Below are 18,989 nucleotides of genomic sequence, written 5' to 3' on the forward strand. Positions count from 1 at the left end.
TATCTCTTAATCTAAATCTCTTTTTAAAAAGACTCGCACTTATTTTTTTTCTTGCTTGATCATTTTTGTCTTTTTCTTATTCCCTTGTCAATGTGCAAAAACGCTACCGTTCAAGTTAGCTTAGATATAATACCAAATCCCTCTTCCATTGTCAACATTTTTTTCATTCTTTTTTTGGAAACTTTTTACTTTTTCCTGTCAACCTTTCTTCCAGGGTAGCTCCCATGCCTATCCAGCACTACAGCTCGTTCCGGCTCCATATCTTAAAGCTACGTTATATTATCGCTTTATATATATATTGTCAAGCGTTTTTTCAAAGTTTTTTCCAACATTAAATAATTATCTTCCCAACATATTTATGCCGCCCGGCACAACGTGACAATCAAAATTAAGGTTAGAATATATCTCCCCGTCCAATTCAACTCTATAAGACTGATCATTGGTGATCTTAACTTTATCTACTACATAATGTTCGCTAAAATACATATTGATATGGCTGCCGCGCAAAAATTTGGGCAAAAGAAATTTTATTTGGCTGCGCTTAACCATTTTAATAATAACAACATTAAGCTTGCCATCAGATATATTGGAAAGCGGAGAAAGATTCATACCGCCGCCAAAATACATACCGTTAGCAACGCCTACCATAATACACTCATACGACTTAGTTTGACCGTCTATTTCCACATTTATCTTATACGGATTAAAATTCTTCAAAGCCCTAATCAATCCCCAAAGATACATCGGCTTGCCTTTAAGTCTTCTCATCGCAAGAGTATTTTTCAAAACTTCCACATCAAGTCCCGTTCCGGCAATATTAAGACATCTAAGTCCGTCTTCAAATTGAATATAATCTATCTTCTTAATATTTCCCGTCAATATGTCATTCAGTGCTTTTTTGACATTGCCCTTCTTTAATTTTGCGCAAGCTGCAAAATCATTTCCGCTTCCAAGAGGAATAAAACCAAGATTTACTTCTGACAGGTTTTGAATACCGTTAATAATCTCGTGAAAAGTTCCGTCTCCGCCTACACCAATAATATTCTTGGCTCCTGCCTGTGAAACTTCGGCAGCCAAAACCTTAGCATGCTTGGCATACTGAGTAAAATGAAATTCAAATTCAACTCCGCGCTTTGTCAATTCTTTTGTGATGTCTTTTACAGCGCGCTTTCCTTTTTTTGATGAAGAATTAATTATGATGTGGTACATGTTTCAGTCCCCCTTTTCTACTGTATTTTAGCATTAATTTAAGATAGAAGTAAATATTATAAACATATATGTTTCAAAAATGTTATACTATTATTATGGATATACCCGTTATTTTAAAAGAATGGCTAACAGATCTTCCTTTTCCGCTATATATTACAGGCGGATATGTCAGAAATACTTTACTAGGTCTTTCAACACATGACATCGATATTGCAGGCACAGTCAGTTCTGAAAAATTAAGCCAGCATTTGCCTAGCGGCGCAAGTTTTTGCATTGCAAATAGTCGGCTTGACACCTCAGTCATTATTATTAACGGCGTCAAAATCGAATATACACCTTTTAGAACAGAAAGCTATGATGCTGGAGAACATACCCCAAAATCTTCAGAATTTATTCAAGATCCCAAAACAGATAGTTTTAGACGTGATTTTACTTGCAATGCATTGTATTATGACTTAAAAAATGACAAAATTCTGGACTTTCACAATGGCATAGAGGATATAAACAATAAAATCTTGCGCGCCGTAAATTCTCCTGATGCTGTTTTTTCTTATGACGGCTTGAGAATTCTTAGAATGATTCGTTTTGCTGCTGAATTAGGTTTTGAAATTGAAAAAGACACTTTTAACAGCGCAAAAAAATTTAAACACAATCTTGAATTTATATCAAAAGAAAGAATCAGAGAAGAATTTGACAAAATCTTAGTAGCAGACACAAAATACAACATACAAGACGCGCATTATAAAGGGCTAAAACTAATAGGCGAGTTGGGAATATGGAAATATATTATCCCCGAGATAGAAGACGGTATAGGATTTGAACAAAACAAAAAATATCATTCTTACGATGTATATAATCATCTATTGGAAACTGTAAGAATATCTTCACCCCAAATCAGACTTGCAGCGCTTATGCATGATATAGGCAAGCCAGCTTCTCAAAAGAAATATGGAAACATGCATCATCATAGTGAGATAGGTGTAGAAATTGCAAAAAGAAGATTGGGACAAAGCGGCTTGAAATATCCAAATTCCACTATCACTAAAATTACAAGGCTCATTGACGCGCATATGTATGACTTAAAAGAGCAGACAAGACCAGAAAAGATGCGACTGTTTGTAGCCAAAAACTATGATATTTTGGATGATCTTGTAGAACTTGTACGTGCAGACACCTTTGCACACGCTACAGGCAAAAATGACAGAAGCGTGCGCTTTTTGAATGCAAAAAAAGAGTTAATAGAACTTAAACTTCCAAAAACTTTGAAAGAACTTAAAATCAATGGCAACGATCTTATAAATAAATATCCCGATTTACCCAGAAACAAAATAAGCATTGTTTTGGAAAAGTTGTGGGAAGATTGCATTGCTCAAAAAGTTCAAAATCAAACAGAGCAATTATTGATACACGCCAATAAGATAATTCAAAACCTTAATTAACAGGAGAGGATATTTTTGTTAAGCGATTTACACATGCATAGTTTTAATTCTGACGGTTCTGCGACTTATGATGAATTAATCAATCGCGCCAAAGAATTAAAACTAGACGCAATAGCTTTGACTGATCATGACACATTTGCAGGCGTAAACGATTTTTTGGATGCATGCAAAAAAAACAATTTGAAAGCAATAAGCGGTATAGAACTCAGCACTTATATAAACACAGAAATTCATATTCTAGGCTATAACATTAATCCAAACGCCCAGACACCAATAAAACAAGAATTAAAAAATCTGGAAGCTGCCCGTACTCATCGAATGGAATTAATATTGGAAAAACTGCGGGAATTTAAAATTAATATTTCTTTGCATGAAATTGTTGACACATTTAACACGCATTCCATTTCACGCACCCATATAGCAATTTTAATGGCCAAAAAAGGCTATGTAAAATCCAAGAAAGAAGCCTTTGAATTATATCTTAATTCTAACAGACCGGCGTTTGTAAACTTTTATCACTTTAGCCCTTTTTCGGCGATAGAGATTATAAGGCAAAGCGGCGGAGTTCCTGTTTTGGCTCACCCTGGAAGACTCAAAATCGATGAAACTGAAATACAAAATCTGATAAAAAAAGCAGTTAATGCTGGTCTTATGGGCATAGAAACTTACTACCCTGCACATAGTAAAAACATAATCACTTTGTGCAAAAAATTATCAGATAAATATAATCTTATCAATACAAACGGAAGTGATACGCATAATATTGATGATGGATTAGTTACCGACTTTGAAACCGAACAAAAAACTATTGAAGTTTTGGGGCTGTAAATGAGAGCAAAATTAAAACTCATTTTAATAATTTTTTTGACGGTGCTTGCGGTAAACGCAAGCACTTATCCTATTTTTACGGCTTTGGCAGAAGTTGGAAATGACGAGCCCAAGATTACATTGACCTATGAAGACAAAACGGGAGTTTTTTATCCCCAAAGATATAAGGTTCAATCCAAAGTCTTTACACATATATATGAAGGTCAAAAATACAACCGTTCTGCAGATTTTTCTCAAAAGCTAAAGACACTAAAACTTATAAAATCTCAAGGCTGGAGCAGCATGCAAGCATTTGAGTTTATGTTTGCAGGGCTTAATGATGATATAGAAAGATGGCTTATTCTAAACGTCAACTCTTCGCCTCAAAATGCAAAAGTAATTTTTAGACCGGACCACGACATCAAGTTTGCCATTGTAAAAGAAAAAAACGGACTGGTGGCAGACAAAGAAAAACTGTTTGATGATATCTATTCTCAATTACTGACCACAAATTCTCCAAAAGTTAAAGTCAAGACTTTGACTGTTCCGGCTGAAATAGATTCTGAATATTGCAGACAAGAGACTTATTTACGTTCACGTTTTTCAACAGACTTTTCGACATCCCCTGTGGCACGAAAACATAATATACGGCTTGCGTTAAAAAAACTTGACGGACTTGTAGTACCAAATGGAGAAATTGTATCTTTTAATAAAGTAGTCGGTCCCAGAACAGCCTATAACGGTTTTGTGGAAGCTAAGATTATTATGGGCGGACGATATGAACAAGGCATTGGCGGCGGTGTTTGCCAAGCGTCAACCACTGTTTATAATGCCGCACTTTTGGCTGACATGGAAATAATTTCAGCAAACCATCACAGCTTAAGAGTAAGTTATATAGAACCTTCTTTTGATGCTATGGTCAACGGAAGCTGGAGCGATCTAAAGTTTAGAAACAACAGCGGAAGAAATATTTATATACACAGCTATTGCACGGATACACGCGTTGTAGTTGAAATTTATGGCGCTAAAATGCCTTACCGCATAACAAGACGATATAAGATATTGTCCCGAATCGCTCATGGCGGAACTGAAAAGATTTTGGACTATGAAGGCAAATATTCGCAATATGTAAAATACAAAGGACAAACGCATATCCTTCAACATCCAAAAGACGGAATGATAAGCGAAGGATATTTGCGGTATTATAGCGGGGACACTTTGTTAAAAGAAGTCAAAATAAGAGATGACAAGTACGCACCTCAAAAAGGAATTATAGTTGAAGGCACTCTTGCTCCGCCTCCACCTGAAATTACAGAAGAAAACAAAAAAGAAGAAAATAAGATAATCGACAATAAAAAGGATTTTTTTGATCTAGACAAGATATTAAAGGGATTTGAAGATTTGCTGCAATAACCATTATTTTGTCATAACAAGAAAAATAAACAGCCCTAACCCCTATCATAGTAATAAGATTTTGGGAATATAAATAATTAAAGACTTACCCAAAGGGGGCTTGGTTATGACAAGAGAGCAGTATATCAAGAGCACAATGGAACTCAATGTTTTCTTTTCTAGAATATTCAAAGAACATTGCGTTACAATTGCAGCGGGACAAAGAAACGGCGATATGCGTGTATTGCAATCTTTGGACAGGTATAAAGTTCATTTTGAAATGCTTCTAAGCTCTGCCTTGGAAAACGGACTTAATCTAATTGATCCTCGTCTTATAGAACTTAATTGCTTTATAACCCCTTATACATATAATTGCGAACAAATGACTCAATCCTCATGTGGAATCTCTATTAACCATCGCATAAGTTCATTTGAAATTGAAAAGCTCAATAAACCTGCCCCTATTGCTGCAGGACGCCTGCCTTATGCTTATGAACGTGCATTGCGTCTTAATACAGACGGAGAGGAAATTGCAAGAGGACTGGAAGAGTTATTGACCAATATTTTGAAAGAAGTCAAAAGCGGAAGGATGTATTCTTCAGTTTATCCGTCTGTTTATGAATGCTATATATTAGAACTTAACCGTTATCAAAAAGCAATCGATATGTTAAGAACAGATCAAAAGTTTTTTTATTTTGATGAAGGCGCTGCCAAAATCATGCAGACCAATGCCGAACATATAAGAGGAATGCTTGATCCTTGCGAAATGGATGACATCAACAAAGCCAATTATTTTGCTGCTTTATTTTCTGAATGCAACAAAGATAACGATCAAAAATTTATTGAAATCAATGAAAAATTTGCGGAATTTTTACAAGATCTTATAGAAAAAATGCTTGCAAAAAAACTATCAAGCGTAATGCTGCCTTTGACTCTTGATAATATATTACGTCAAGCGAACAGAAATATAGGTTTAAAATTATCTGACTAAAACAGCAAAAAACCGCTTGAACAAAGCGGTTTTAAAAGAGGCTTTTTCTTTTGACATTTTTAGCGCGGCGGAAGTTTTTTATTTATCGTTTGATAATGTCAAATAGTTATTTGGATTGACTTGTTTTCCATTTACCAAAACTTCAAAATGAAGATGAGGACCAAAGTTTTTTTCTATACCCATAGTTGTAGAAACTTCACCTATCTTATCCCCTTGTTTTACGCTATCCCCTACTTTAACTGTGGGATTTTTTAATGACTGATAAACGGTGGATAAAGAATTGGAATGTTTTATTACAACGGTGACCCCTGTTAAAACATTGTTAGTTATAACTTTATCAACAGTGCCATCCAAAGCCGCCACAACATCAGTTCCTTCACTTGCTCCAAAGTCAATACCCAAATGGGCTGTGTAGGTGTTAATATTGGGAAAGAATATATGCTTATCCGCAATATAATCATTGATTATTGTGTACTCGCTTTTTACTGGAACGGACATTTTAACCTCATTGCCGCCAGAAGGCAAGGTGGGGTCAGACTTGTCCTTATTTAAAACCAAAGCCAGAGTGATTATTGTACCAATAGCAAGCAGACTGACAATCAATAATATATAATATAGATTTTTCTTTAAAAATTTTTTTGCTATTTCTCCGCCTTTTCTTTCTTTTTTTTCCATTTCACTAAACCTCCATTGTGAAATGGATTATTGACACAAAAAAATATTAATATACAAATTTTTTTAAATTTTCGGCAAATTGCGTTAATAGCTGCCCAAAATAATTGGCGTTCCAATTATTATTTTGTCTTTTCTTAATACAAGTTGTATATTTATATAATTATTATTAATCTTAACGGCAGGGGTCAAAATAAGGCTGGAATAGCCGTAAATATATAAGATATCATCACAAGTTTTTTCAGAAATGATTTTGACATCAAAATAATCTATAACAAAATTCAAATCTTGTATTCCGCCTTCAAAAGAAACGCTCATGCCTTCGATTTTATTCAAAAGCCTTTTTATCTTTTTAGCCTGATCAGTGGAGCAATAAACCTGATTATAAATGCCGTCGTTTATAGAATCAAGATTACGAGAATCCTTAGTATAAAAAACTACTTGCATTTGGGGATATCTGTCTTTTAGGTTAAGCAAGCTATAATCAGATATACCCAAACCAACTAAGATAAGTGCAAAACTCAAAAAAAGCAAAAATCTTTTCATGCCATAATTATTGACACAAAAAGATTTTCTTAAAATAGGATATATGATTTTTACGTATAAATTTTTTAGTTTTTTATTTAATGTTCAAAAAAAACATCAGCTCAAAATCAGTTCTTCACAAGTACCATCGCAAAAAATAATTTTATTATCTATAAAAAGACATTGTTGAGGCAACGTTGAATGCCAATTCATAAAATATTTTTTATGACTAAAATCATTCAAATCAAAAACCGCCAAAACAAGAGTCTTAGATATTCCAATTTGATCAAGTCCTGCTATTTCAAAGAAATAAAGTTTATCTTTTTGTTTATAATAAATTGGATTCCCAAATATACCTTTAAATTGACCTAGATTTTTTTCTTCTAAGATTTCGCCGTTTATATTATATGTTCTATAAAAAATAGTCAATGTTCTTTTTTTATATTTTTTTGTAAGGCATGAAAATGTGTTGTCTTGTTCATTTGCTTCTAAAAAAATCATGCCTCCTTTTATTACCAAAACCTCTTCAAAATTTTCATCATATATTATTATCCTATCTCCCTCTAATTCTACAGCAACATAATCATTAATAAAATAAATATTCTTAGTTTTATGCAGCGTTGCGGATTCAAATTCTTTTTCTAATACTATCTCATAATTATTATTGGTTTTAGTTAAGCTATATCCGCCCTCATATTGATACAAAAAATAATAATGATTGTCTTTATAATTGACACTCAAAACGGTTCCATTGTCTATAACTTTATAATTTATACAAGTATAATCTAAATTAAGAAATAAAACAGCGGCATAATAAATATGCTGTCCTTCGACATATTGAGATAATGTTCCAAAAAAGATATATTTATCATCTAGCTTTTCAAATTTGATTGGATAAAAACTATAGTAAGGATAATCATTGTATTCTGTATGTTTAAAGCTGTAATCTTCCCCTTCTTTAGTATATTCGTAAACATTAATATCGTTAAAATCAAAAGAAACGATAGTGTTTTCCAAGGTCATTATAGGAGTACCAGTAATTTCCGTATTTTTACCAAAATGCATTTCACTGTGATTGCGCCAGTTGCTTTCATCATCACATCCAAAGAAACTTAAAAAAACCACAGATAATAATAAACATAAAATCAGTTTTCTTTTCATATAAGACCTTCCTTGCGATTATTTTTCCCTTAGGGTCTTTTGTATATTACCGAACCTCTTATAAAAAAAGAGGTTCGGTAATAAATATTATAAACTTAAGTTGTACTTTATGCAATGTTTTTTTACATCCTATTATTTTTTACACCCTATTATTAATATATGCTGTAAATGTAATCTATGATAGGCGCGTATCTAGGCTGCATGTTGTGCGGTACCGCGGGCTGATTTGGAGAAGCCAATTTCTTATATTTAGCGGCTTCAACAATATCTCCAATCGTTATATAAAATTTCTTTCTATAAAAACCTTGCACATAATTAATGCTGGCATTGGGCATTTGGATATATCCAAAACTTCCGCCAATATTCATTGCCAATTGCGAATTAGTTCCTACCAATCCATCATGGTCTATGCCTATTCCTAATGTGATAGCCGCTAGATAAATATAAGGTACCTTAATAAAACCAATTTTTACATAACTTATTTGAGGAACATATAAGGTAATTGAATACCCTGTGGCCGTACCTATTGCGTATGCTTTTATAGAAGGATTGATTTTATACGCTTCATTCCAATTGGTAAGCAGATTATATGAAACACTTATAGAAGCTAGATCAGAATAAGCGTTGCAATGAGGAGCAAGACTTGCAATCCAGTCTTTAAAATCTTTTACAATCCAGAAATCAGGCAGTGCATTAATTGCTGAAGACAGCATAGCAAGTATATTGGGAAAATACGGTGTACCGATGCTTATAAGCCTTGATACATTATTGGGAAACTCTGAAGCATACATAAGATTGATAAGCCCGCCTCGGCTATGACCTATTAGATTAACCTTGGCACCGGGATCTTTTTTGAGATAGTCTATCAAAAATGCCTTAAATTCTTTATAAACAACACTGTGATAGTCTTCAGCGCTATTAGATTCGATAATAAAGATGTTATGTTTTGCAAAATCAATATCATCAAGCTCTATTGTTGAATAACTGTACTGTTTATATATGCTGTATGACACTGTGCCGTTATTTGTTCTGGTGTTAACTCGATAAAAAGTTCCGCCAACCAAACCTTTCAGCTTGTCAACAATAGTATAAGTCCCTTCGCTAAACATAGGCGTTCCGTTATTGCTCCAGTTGCTTGCGTCTCCGCCAACTCCAGGCGTCAATATCGTAATCTCGTTATCGGCCTTAGAAAACACCTGTTTTACATTGTAAGCCGGCACTATGCTATTATAATCTTCTACTACTTCTTGTTCTAATGTTTGAGCCTGTGTCAAATCTATTTCAACTACAGGTGCGTCTATATATTCTTCTGGTATTTCTTCATATATCTGTCCATCATAGGATAGTTCGCTTATAGCATTAAAAACTTCTTCAAGATTATCTTCTTGAACATAACCCTCAGGTAATTCACTGTCTTCAACATAAACTTCATTGTCTTGAGCTTGGCTTAACTTTAAAAATGAGCTTGACTTTTGATAAATTATTGCTTCCAATTCTTTTCTTAAATTTTCTTTTTCATGGTCAAGATTAAGCGAGTAATTAAAGGAAAGCATAAATACAAAAATGGAAGCCAACAATACAGAGATTAGTCGTTTAATAAAAACTTTCATGACATCACCCCTTTTTCAAAATTTTTTTTGAACTAGCCTTTATACTTTAATTACACTATAAATGGTTATATATAGATTTGGTTTTTTTGAACTTTGATGTCTATTTATGTAAAATTCTAAAAATGCTATATAAAAATTTATTTGAGCTATTGATGTGATATAATAAATACGTGAAAATATACGCTTATGCCAAAATTAACTTATCTCTTTTTTTAACAGGAACAAAAGATAATTTTCATCTTTTGGATTCCGTGATGCTAACATGCAAAAATCTAAAAGACACCATAATCATAAAAAAATCAAAAGTTGACAGAATTGAGTTTTTGGGCGATCAGGTAGACAAAATTGACGCCGATAACAACACAGTAAAAAAATGCCTAAATTTATTTAGAAAAAATACCAATATATACACACCTGTATATATTAAGGTGATAAAAAGAATTCCTATTATGGCAGGCTTGGGCGGTTCGTCTGCTGACGCTGCGGGTGTATTGCGTGGGCTATGCAAGCTGTTTAGGGTGGATATTAACAGTCCAGAAATACTAGATGCCGCCAAAAAAACAGGAAGCGATGTACCTTATATGCTGCGATCAAATGCCGCAAGAGTAAAAGGCGTCGGTGATCAAATTGAATATATACAAAATAATTCTAATCTTTATACAGTCATAGCAATGGATAGCGAAGTATCAACTAAAAGCTGTTTTGATACTTTTGACCAGTTGAATATTGCTTATTCGGATAGTGTTTATAATGACAATTTGGTTTTGGCTTTATATAAAAATGATTATGACAATATCATAAAAAATATAAAAAATGACTTATATGCCGCCGCCATTAATGTTAATCCTGATATTTTATACACAGAACAAAATCTAAAAAAGACAGAAGCGGACATTGTATCTATGACTGGTTCGGGCGGTGCATTCTTTGGCTTGACTTCAAAAAAGTCTTCTATGAAAAAAATATATAAAGCATTAAAAGGCAAATCCAAATATATATTTAAAACTGATATTTTTTAATAAAAATCATCTATTATTTATTGTTTTTCAAAATCTCCTTTTGACTTGATTCGTCAAAATCTCTTAACTCAAAATCGGCAAAAAAGGTTTGCCGTATTTTTTTATGTAAATAATCAAAGCAATATAACATTTTTTTGGAGCAAAAAAATGAAGCAAAAAATTATATATATTGTTTTGGTCGGTTTCTGTATATTATTAATATTTTTAGTAAATTTTACTATTAAAGACCCTATTTCCAACACCAAAGATTATATAAGATTACATATTCGTGCCAACAGTAATTCAGCAGAGGATCAAAATGTAAAATACAAAGTCAAAGAGGCTGTATTGTCTTATTTGACGCCAAAACTCGCGCAATGTAATGATTTTGATGATGTATATAAAATAGTACAGAATGCGCAAGATGATTTGAAAACAATATGCCTTGCTGAACTTAAAAAAAATGATTTTTATTATGATGCGTCTGTAAGCCTGCATGAAGAATACTTCCCCGCTCGTGAATATGACGGATATGTATTTCCTGACGGTATTTATAATGCCTTAATAATCAATCTAGGTACGGGCGAAGGCGATAACTGGTGGTGCGTTGTTTATCCGCCGCTTTGCTTTCTGGGTGCAGATGAAATAGGATATCAAAACATAAAATATAAGTCCAAAATCTATGAACTTATACAACAATGGAAAAACAAAAAATAAAAATACATACGAGGTGGAAAATGGTTTTTAACTATTCAAAATCTAAAAATATGAGGCTGATAATGCTGTTATTAAGCTTTGTTATGATTTGCAGCCTGACGTTTTCTTTTGATTCAAAAGTACATGCTGCCAACATAGTAAAAGGCGATACATATAGCAATATTACAGCCGTTCAAACAGTACTAAAAAAATGGGGCTATTATACCGGAGCTGTGGACGGTGTATGGGGCTCAAAAACGCGTGCTGCTGTAATCAAATTTCAGCGTGCCAACGGATTGACCGCTGACGGCATCGTAGGCTCTGCTACCGAAAAAGCGATGGGTCTAAAGCTTTCATCATCGTCTTATTCGGGTTCAAGCGGAAGAAATATTGTCAAAGGCGATACAGTCGCCAATATAAAAGCTGTTCAGACCGTACTCAAAAAATGGGGCTATTATACCGGTGCTGTGGACGGTGTTTGGGGCTCAAAAACGCGTGCTGCTGTAATCAGCTTTCAACGCACTAACGGACTTACTGCTGACGGTATAGTGGGCTCTGCCACAGAAAAAGCAATGGGATTAAATTTGAGCGGTTCTGCTGTGTCTGCTTCAAGCAACACAAGCAACGACTTGTACCTGCTGGCAAAATGCATTTATGCTGAAGCACGCGGCGAACCTTATACAGGCATGGTTGCGGTAGGCGCGGTTATTCTCAACCGTGTAAAAAACCCCAATTTCCCTAATACTATAAGTGGAGTAATTTACCAGCCAGGCGCCTTTACGGCAGTAGATGACGGACAAATAAATTTATCTCCAAACCAAACCGCAATTAACGCAGCTTCAGACGCCCTCAACGGTTGGGATCCGACCTATGGATGCTTGTATTATTATAACCCCGCTACCGCTACAAGTAAGTGGATCTGGAGTCTGCCCATTGTAATCACTATAGGAAAACATAATTTCTGCAAGGCTGCATAAGGAGAGAACTATGAAATACAATCAAGAAAAACGAACAGAGCATGTAAGCGCAAAGAACTTTGATGCTGCAGTATCATTGATATTGATATTTGCTCTTATTGCTTTGGGATTGGTTGCCGTACTTATTAATATATGGGCAAAAAACGATCGCAATGAAAAGGCACTTGAAAATGCTTATGAAAAGTCATTTTTCAATATGGCTGACAGCATGAACGATCTTGAAACCAAACTTTCCAAGCTAAAAGTCGCCAATACCTCTTCACAAAGAATGCAGCTTGCCAATGACATTTGGAAATCTACTGCAATGATTGAAGATAATTTAGCGCAGCTTCCGATTGATCATTACAGCATTTCTAACAGCTCTAAGTTTATCAACCAGCTAGGTGATTACATATATTCGCTTAACAGAAAACTTCAAAAAGGCGGTTCATATTCTGAAGAAGATATACAAAAAATTGATAATATGTTTGACCGCTGTAAAACACTTAACGACAGCATTCAAACATTATCCCAAAAGATAATGAACCAATATCGAATAATAGATCATCTTGATCAAGAAAAGCTGAAAAATGGCGATGTGAAACGAGGAAATCTGTTTGAAGCAGGGTTTGAAAAAATCAATCAGGAATCTATTGAGTATCCTGAAATGATTTATGACGGTCCATTCTCAGACGCCTTGTCAAAAAAAGAATACAAAGCGCTAAAAAATCTAAAAGAAATATCTCATGAACAAGGTATTCAATATATTTATGACAAATTGAAAGATACTGCGGATGTAAAATACTTAGGAAAAGCCTCAGGCAAGATCCAAGCTTACGAATATTCTACAACCACAAAAGATGGTATTTCTAGATATATTCAGTTAAGCGTAAAAGGCGGTCTGCCTATTACGATAAGCACAAACAATACCAAAAATGAGAATAAACTGAGCGAAGAGCAAGCCAAGAATTTTGCTCAAAATTGGGTAAAAAAGCTTATCGGAGAGGATATGAAAGGCGTTTGGATAAGCATAACCAATAATACCGCTTATATTAATCTAGCGCCTGTTATAAACGATACAATAATATATCCCGATCTAATAAAAGTTAAGGTATCTTTAACTGACGGAAATCTGCTTGGCTGGGAAGCAAATGCATATTTGCAAAACCACATTCAAAGGGAGCTTGCCCAACCTCAAATATCCCAAGAACAAGCACAGCAAAATATCAGCAACAGACTTAAAGTCAATAATGTACAGTTGGCATTGATCCCTAAAGATTGGGGCGAAGAAGTCTTAGCTTATGAGTTTTATGCAACCCATAACGACAACATCTATATAGTGTATATAAATGCCCAAACTGGTGAAGAAGAAAATATTTTGATGGTTATTAATTCACCAGACCGCGGCAATATGCTGATATAAAAAATTGTCTAAAAAGCCAAAAAAGAGCACAAGTAATTACTTGTGCTCTTTTTTTAATCAAAATCATAATAATCAAAATTAACTGGATCAGGTTTTGGCTTTTTTCTAAACACTTTTGAACTTAGCTGTATTAGATAATTGACATGCATAAGATTGACCGCCATGGCAAGAAGTCCGACTATAGTATATATCAAAAAGATAAGCTCGCTTTTAAACCACTTGTTGCTGCTGAATATTACACCGCTAAACTCATTGCCAAATAACCGTGTTATGATTAAGCTGGTAATAAAAAAGACGACAAAAAATATTTCAAAGCCTATAAAAACTTTGAGTCTCTTTTTTAGATGCATTCTATATGATCTTTTTTTGGAAATTTTATTTTTGCCTTTATATAAATTTACCTTAAAAATTAATTCCAGCTTATCAACATAAACATAACTGCATATCGCAATCAAAAAAAGTAATGCTTGCACAGGTATGCTTAGTGCTGTAATTTCTTTGTTGATTAATACACCATGATTGGGAAAAGCAATACAGCCGCACATAAACAAAAAAAGAATCGCACTTAAAAAAAAGCATATCAAATAAAGGACATGAAAAAATGTTACTTTTCTTTTAACTAATCTAGGATTGGATCTACGGCCTGTGAATTTTATCATTTGTTTTTTTACCAATAAGCAATGCCAAAAATGACAAATACCTAAATCAAAAAAAATTTGTAGAAATTTCCCACATTACCTATTTTAGGTATAATTTTTCATAATGTCAACAATAAGTGTATAGTTTTATACAAAAAGATTGTATAGCTTTATCAAATATTTTTAATAATGTAAAAAAATCCCCCATGAAATCATGAGGGACTTTTATTAATTTCTTATTATTTTATGCTTTAGGACCTGCGTTTTTAATAGCAGCGTCTATATCGCTGTATTTGCTAAAGTTCTTTACAAAGTCTGAAGCAAGCTTCTTAGCTGTAGCCTTGTATGCTTCTTTATCTTTCCATGTGTTAATAGGATTCAAAAGATTAGCATCTACATTGGGGCAAGTCTTAGGAATATAAAGACCAAAATAAGGCTCTTGTTCGTACTCTACCTTAGAAAGGCTTCCGTTTAATGCTGCAGAAACAATAGCACGAGTAACTTTTAAGCTCATACGGCTTCCTACTCCATAAGCTCCGCCTGACCAGCCGGTGTTGATTAGATATACATCAGCGCCATATTTTTCAATCTTTTCGCCCAACAAGTTAGCATAAACGCTTGTTCTTAAAGGTAAAAAAGCAGCACCAAAGCATGTTGAGAATGTGGATTGAGGTTCGGTAATTCCGCGTTCGGTACCTGCAAGTTTTGAAGTATATCCGCTTATAAAGTAATACATAGCTTGTTCTTTGGTCAACTTTGCCACAGGAGGCAATGCGCCAAATGAATCTGCTGTTAAGAATATTACTGTGCTGGGATGTCCTGCCACTCCAGGTATTACAGCATTGGGTATATAGTGGATAGGATAAGAAACACGAGTATTTTCTGTCTTAGAATCATCATCATAATTAGGATGACGGTTTTCGTCGATAACAACGTTTTCTACAACAGAACCAAATCTAATAGCTCTGAATATTTCAGGTTCTTTTTCTTCGGTCAAACCTATGCACTTAGCATAGCAGCCGCCTTCAAAGTTGAATATACCTTCGTCGCTCCAGCCGTGTTCATCATCACCGATAAGTCCGCGATGAGGATCTGCACTAAGAGTGGTTTTTCCTGTACCAGAAAGTCCGAAGAACAATGCAGAAGAACCATCTTCCAATGACACGTTAGCTGAGCAGTGCATGCTCAAAATGCCTTTTTTGGGCAATAAGTAATTCATTACAGAGAAAACACTCTTTTTCATTTCTCCGCAATATCTTGTTCCTGCTATCAATACAACTTTGTGTTCAAAGCTCAAAATAATTCCAGCTTCTGAATTAGTTCCGTCTGTTTCGGGAACCAAGTTAAGTCCGGGTGCGGAAATAATAGTAAAGTCTTCTTTAAAATTATCTAATTCACCTGCTTCGGGACGAATAAGCATATTGTACATAAATAAGTTATGTGAAGCAAATTCGTTGATAACTCTTACGCCAATGCGGTTATTTTTGTCTGCGCCTGCAAAGCCGTCAAAAATAAAGATTTCACGGTTGTTAAGGTAAGAAGTAACCTTAGCCAAAATTCTTTTGAAATTTTCAGGAGAAATCTTTTTGTTTTCATTTCCCCATGCAATTTCATTAGTAACAGACGGCTCATCTACAATAAAACGATCTTTAGGCGAACGGCCTGTATATTTGCCCGTGCTGACCAAAAGTGCACCGTTATCCATAAGTTGTGCGTCTTCTGCTTCAAGCGCCAATTCTGTCAATTCAGCCGGAGTTAAGTTGCGATAAACTGCCAAGGGATTCAAAATCCCCCATTTTTCAATGCCGTAAGTGTTCATTAGCATCCTCCAAAATTTATATAATTTTTGTTTCTTCGTGGATAAAATATAAGATGGATTTTGGTTCTTTAGTCTTTTCAAATTCCATCAGAAAAAAAATCCAAATTCTTCCGCATTTTAATTATGCCACAAGACACACTTGGTGTCAAAGGATTTTAATTCTAGCTCATTTAATACCAAGAGTATTAATAATATGTGAATTTCTCAAAAATTAATCCTAATACTTTTTTCAAAAAAACACAATAGGAAAATTTGTCAAAATTATATTAAATATTATTGAAAATAAGTCTTGACAAATCATAATATTAATTATAAAATATATAAGCTGATTTGATAAGATCAGTCGTCGCGGAGTGGAGCAGTCTGGTAGCTCGTCGGGCTCATAACCCGAAGGTCAGGAGGTTCGAATCCCCTCTCCGCAACCATTATATAAGCCCTTGGAAAATCCAGGGGCTTTTTTAATTTTTTCTTTAAGATTTTATAACTTAAAAAAATACCTAATTTAATGACAAAGAACTTAACTTAAAAGTTGTTGCTTATTGACCAAAGACTTGGTCTTTGCTTTTTTTGCTTAATTTTGGTCATTAAAACTCATTGACTATGTAAATAGTTTTGTTATAATATTTCTAGCTTTTTTGAAGGAATACAAAATGTCCTTAACGCTGTTGGCGGCCGTAAGTCCGCAAAAGTTAATAATAGTTGCTCTAGCGGTGCTGGTTCAATACCTGCTTGCAATGTTTGCGTTTATCAAAATTTCCAAAGTTAAAATTTCAATGCAAAAGTTTTTATTTTGGAACCTGTTGATTGTTTTTATTTTTTATATTGGACCTACCATAGCTATAATTTATGCCATAAAAAAAGTAAAAAAAGACGGAAGTGCTTTTGACGAAGAAACTGATTCTAATTTTGAGGATACACAGCAAAAGGACAAATAATAATGTCAAAACAATGAATTTGACATTAAAATATATAAATTAAACTTCAAAAAAAGCAAAAAAGTTAAAAATTGTTAAAAATTTCGTCAATAAAGACCGATAAAACTCTTTACAAGATTTCGGTAATAATATATACTAATAAAGCTATTTTTAAACGGACATCAAAAACCAAATATATTACACGCGGCGGCATAGCTCAGTTGGCTAGAGCATTCGGTTCATACCCGACAGGTCGATGGTTCGAGTCCGTCTGCCGCTACCAAGTTATGGCCCCATGGTCAAGTGGTTAAGACATCGCCCTTTCACGGCGGTAACAGGAGTTCAAATCTCCTTGGGGTCACCATTTTTTTAAATGCGGCTGTCAATACTCGGGAGCTTAGCTCAGCTGGGAGAGCATCTGCCTTACAAGCAGAGGGTCACAGGTTCGATCCCTGTAGCTCCCACCAATTGACAGCTGTATTTTTATATTAAACCTTGCTTTGCAGTCGTTCAACATGCAAAGCCAAATTTGACCGGGAGGTGAAAAAATGAACAAGTACGAAGTACTTTATATTTTGTCAGCACAAATTGACGATGCCGCTAAAGAGGCTGCTATCCAAAAGTTTTCTTCTATCGTAACTACAGCAGGCGGAACTATTGACAAACTTGATAAATGGGGCGTTAGAAAATTAGCTTATCCTATCAAGTTTAAAAACGACGGATATTATGTTCTCATGAGTTTTACCGGCGATTCCTCATTACCTGCAGAAATCAGAAGACAAATGAATATTTCGGACGAAGTTTTGAGACACATAATAGTAAAACAGGACTAAGAGGTTTTTATTATGAACAAAGTAATCTTAATCGGAAACCTCACTCGTGATCCTGAGTTGTCACAGACTTCAAACGGCATTCCTTTCTGCCGTATGTCTATAGCTGTTAATCGCCCTTATACAGGGTCTGACGGCGAAAGACAGGCTGATTTCTTTAACATCGTGACTTGGAGAGGATTGGCTGAAAACTGTCACAAGTACCTAAAAAAAGGTTCCAAGGTCGGTATAAGCGGATATCTGCAAACTCGTAGCTATGAGCAAGACGGTATCAAAAAATATGCTACCGATATAGTGGCAGAAGATGTAGAATTTTTGTCCCCCAAATCATCATCAGACAGTGTTTTTGAAGAAAACACGCCAAAAAAGAGCATAAAAGATGCGCCGCCTATTGAAGACGACGATCTGCCTTTTTAGTATAGGAGAATTAAAATGGAAGATAAGAAAAAAACTGTAAAACCTGCAGAAGAAAAAACTGCAAAAAAACCTTATAGAGTTGCAAAAAAGAAAGTATGTGTGTTCTGCACTGAAAAGACACCCATAGACTACAAGGATGTTGCACATCTTAAAAAGTTTATTACTGAAAAAGGCAAAATTTTGCCCAAACGCAACACTGGCACTTGCGCTAAGCATCAAAGAGAATTGTCTTTGGCTATTAAGCGTGCAAGAGAAATGGCATTATTGCCCTATAAGGCTGACTAATAATAATTTAAAATCAATCTTAAAAAAAGCGAAAGGAGTTTCTTTTCGCTTTTTTTGTTTTTTTTAATATTTTCTTTTTCGATTAATTTTTTTATTCTCATCATAAAAATCTTATAACAACAAAAACATAATAAAAAGATAAAGCCCGTTTAAAAAAAACGGGACTTTATCTTTTAGAATTTATGAGGGGTTAGATAATAAGCAAAA

18 protein-coding genes, 4 tRNA genes and 2 pseudogenes are annotated in these 18,989 nt (G+C 34.4%); 17 read left to right on the top strand and 7 right to left on the bottom strand.

Annotation, left to right across the window (positions count from 1 at the left end; translation table 11 throughout):
• Window positions 1-339: 339 nt before the first annotated feature.
• The gene (locus VIL26_02750; protein HEY8389863.1) at window positions 340-1,209 is read right to left on the bottom strand and encodes a diacylglycerol kinase family protein; all 870 of its coding nucleotides are present in this window, start codon (window positions 1,207-1,209) and stop codon (window positions 340-342) included.
• A gap of 95 nt (window positions 1,210-1,304) precedes the next feature.
• Here VIL26_02750 and VIL26_02755 point away from each other — a divergent pair, with 95 nt between their 5' ends.
• The 4 genes from VIL26_02755 to VIL26_02770 all read left to right on the top strand — a co-directional run bounded on the left by VIL26_02755 (window position 1,305) and on the right by VIL26_02770 (window position 5,838).
• Window positions 1,305-2,648: a CCA tRNA nucleotidyltransferase gene (locus VIL26_02755; protein ID HEY8389864.1), complete on the top strand. Its 1,344-nt coding sequence runs from the start codon at window positions 1,305-1,307 to the stop codon at window positions 2,646-2,648.
• 15 nt (window positions 2,649-2,663) lie between these two features.
• Window positions 2,664-3,476 carry a PHP domain-containing protein gene (locus VIL26_02760; GenBank protein ID HEY8389865.1) on the top strand — a complete coding sequence of 271 codons (813 nt, stop codon included), beginning with the start codon at window positions 2,664-2,666 and terminating at the stop codon, window positions 3,474-3,476.
• A complete protein-coding gene (locus VIL26_02765) occupies window positions 3,477-4,868 on the top strand; it encodes a VanW family protein (GenBank protein HEY8389866.1) in 1,392 nt (463 codons plus the stop codon).
• 106 nt (window positions 4,869-4,974) lie between these two features.
• Window positions 4,975-5,838: a DUF2935 domain-containing protein gene (locus tag VIL26_02770; protein ID HEY8389867.1), complete on the top strand. Its 864-nt coding sequence runs from the start codon at window positions 4,975-4,977 to the stop codon at window positions 5,836-5,838.
• Between the two features lie 78 nt (window positions 5,839-5,916).
• Here VIL26_02770 and VIL26_02775 read toward each other — a convergent pair whose 3' ends face one another.
• From VIL26_02775 to VIL26_02790, 4 genes are all read right to left on the bottom strand, one after another.
• Complete coding sequence (locus VIL26_02775; GenBank protein ID HEY8389868.1) at window positions 5,917-6,513, bottom strand: M23 family metallopeptidase; 597 nt, start codon at window positions 6,511-6,513, stop codon at window positions 5,917-5,919.
• 84 nt (window positions 6,514-6,597) lie between these two features.
• Complete coding sequence (locus VIL26_02780; GenBank protein ID HEY8389869.1) at window positions 6,598-7,056, bottom strand: hypothetical protein; 459 nt, start codon at window positions 7,054-7,056, stop codon at window positions 6,598-6,600.
• A gap of 96 nt (window positions 7,057-7,152) precedes the next feature.
• Window positions 7,153-8,196 (bottom strand): hypothetical protein, encoded by a 1,044-nt coding sequence (locus tag VIL26_02785; GenBank protein ID HEY8389870.1) that lies wholly within the window; start codon window positions 8,194-8,196, stop codon window positions 7,153-7,155.
• Between the two features lie 152 nt (window positions 8,197-8,348).
• Window positions 8,349-9,806 (bottom strand): alpha/beta fold hydrolase, encoded by a 1,458-nt coding sequence (locus VIL26_02790; protein ID HEY8389871.1) that lies wholly within the window; start codon window positions 9,804-9,806, stop codon window positions 8,349-8,351.
• A 170-nt stretch (window positions 9,807-9,976) separates the two neighbouring features.
• Here VIL26_02790 and ispE point away from each other — a divergent pair, with 170 nt between their 5' ends.
• From ispE to ypeB, 5 genes and pseudogenes are all read left to right on the top strand, one after another.
• Window positions 9,977-10,825 carry a 4-(cytidine 5'-diphospho)-2-C-methyl-D-erythritol kinase gene (gene ispE / locus VIL26_02795; protein HEY8389872.1) on the top strand — a complete coding sequence of 283 codons (849 nt, stop codon included), beginning with the start codon at window positions 9,977-9,979 and terminating at the stop codon, window positions 10,823-10,825.
• Between the two features lie 147 nt (window positions 10,826-10,972).
• Window positions 10,973-11,521: a stage II sporulation protein R gene (locus VIL26_02800; protein ID HEY8389873.1), complete on the top strand. Its 549-nt coding sequence runs from the start codon at window positions 10,973-10,975 to the stop codon at window positions 11,519-11,521.
• Between the two features lie 83 nt (window positions 11,522-11,604).
• Window positions 11,605-11,829 (top strand): annotated as a pseudogene (locus VIL26_02805) (peptidoglycan-binding domain-containing protein).
• Between the two features lie 66 nt (window positions 11,830-11,895).
• Window positions 11,896-12,477, top strand: a pseudogene (gene sleB, locus VIL26_02810) (spore cortex-lytic enzyme).
• A 10-nt stretch (window positions 12,478-12,487) separates the two neighbouring features.
• Window positions 12,488-13,879, top strand: a complete 1,392-nt coding sequence (gene ypeB / locus VIL26_02815; protein ID HEY8389874.1) for a germination protein YpeB — start codon at window positions 12,488-12,490, stop codon at window positions 13,877-13,879.
• Window positions 13,880-13,932: 53 nt separating this feature from the next.
• Here ypeB and VIL26_02820 read toward each other — a convergent pair whose 3' ends face one another.
• Together VIL26_02820 and pckA are read right to left on the bottom strand one after the other, a co-directional pair.
• Window positions 13,933-14,424: a hypothetical protein gene (locus tag VIL26_02820; GenBank protein ID HEY8389875.1), complete on the bottom strand. Its 492-nt coding sequence runs from the start codon at window positions 14,422-14,424 to the stop codon at window positions 13,933-13,935.
• 337 nt (window positions 14,425-14,761) lie between these two features.
• Window positions 14,762-16,336, bottom strand: a complete 1,575-nt coding sequence (gene pckA / locus VIL26_02825; GenBank protein ID HEY8389876.1) for a phosphoenolpyruvate carboxykinase (ATP) — start codon at window positions 16,334-16,336, stop codon at window positions 14,762-14,764.
• Window positions 16,337-16,683: 347 nt separating this feature from the next.
• On the opposite strand from pckA, the gene VIL26_02830 reads away from it, so the two are divergent.
• The 8 genes from VIL26_02830 (at window position 16,684) to rpsR (ending at window position 18,782) form a co-directional block, all read left to right on the top strand.
• Window positions 16,684-16,761: transfer RNA gene (locus VIL26_02830), tRNA-Met, on the top strand.
• 225 nt (window positions 16,762-16,986) lie between these two features.
• Window positions 16,987-17,271 carry a hypothetical protein gene (locus VIL26_02835; protein ID HEY8389877.1) on the top strand — a complete coding sequence of 95 codons (285 nt, stop codon included), beginning with the start codon at window positions 16,987-16,989 and terminating at the stop codon, window positions 17,269-17,271.
• Between the two features lie 185 nt (window positions 17,272-17,456).
• Window positions 17,457-17,533: transfer RNA gene (locus VIL26_02840), tRNA-Met, on the top strand.
• A 6-nt stretch (window positions 17,534-17,539) separates the two neighbouring features.
• Window positions 17,540-17,614 (top strand) — tRNA-Glu (locus tag VIL26_02845).
• A gap of 27 nt (window positions 17,615-17,641) precedes the next feature.
• Window positions 17,642-17,717: transfer RNA gene (locus VIL26_02850), tRNA-Val, on the top strand.
• A gap of 81 nt (window positions 17,718-17,798) precedes the next feature.
• Entirely contained in the window at window positions 17,799-18,083 is a 285-nt protein-coding gene (rpsF, locus tag VIL26_02855) for a 30S ribosomal protein S6 (protein ID HEY8389878.1), read from the top strand.
• Between the two features lie 12 nt (window positions 18,084-18,095).
• Window positions 18,096-18,497, top strand: coding sequence for a single-stranded DNA-binding protein (locus tag VIL26_02860; protein ID HEY8389879.1), 402 nt, complete (start codon window positions 18,096-18,098; stop codon window positions 18,495-18,497).
• A gap of 15 nt (window positions 18,498-18,512) precedes the next feature.
• Complete coding sequence (rpsR, locus tag VIL26_02865) at window positions 18,513-18,782, top strand: 30S ribosomal protein S18 (GenBank protein HEY8389880.1); 270 nt, start codon at window positions 18,513-18,515, stop codon at window positions 18,780-18,782.
• The last annotated feature ends 207 nt before the right edge of the window (window positions 18,783-18,989 follow it).

This window comes from Clostridia bacterium (genome assembly GCA_036562685.1).
Lineage (GTDB): Bacteria > Bacillota > Clostridia > Christensenellales > DUVY01 > DUVY01.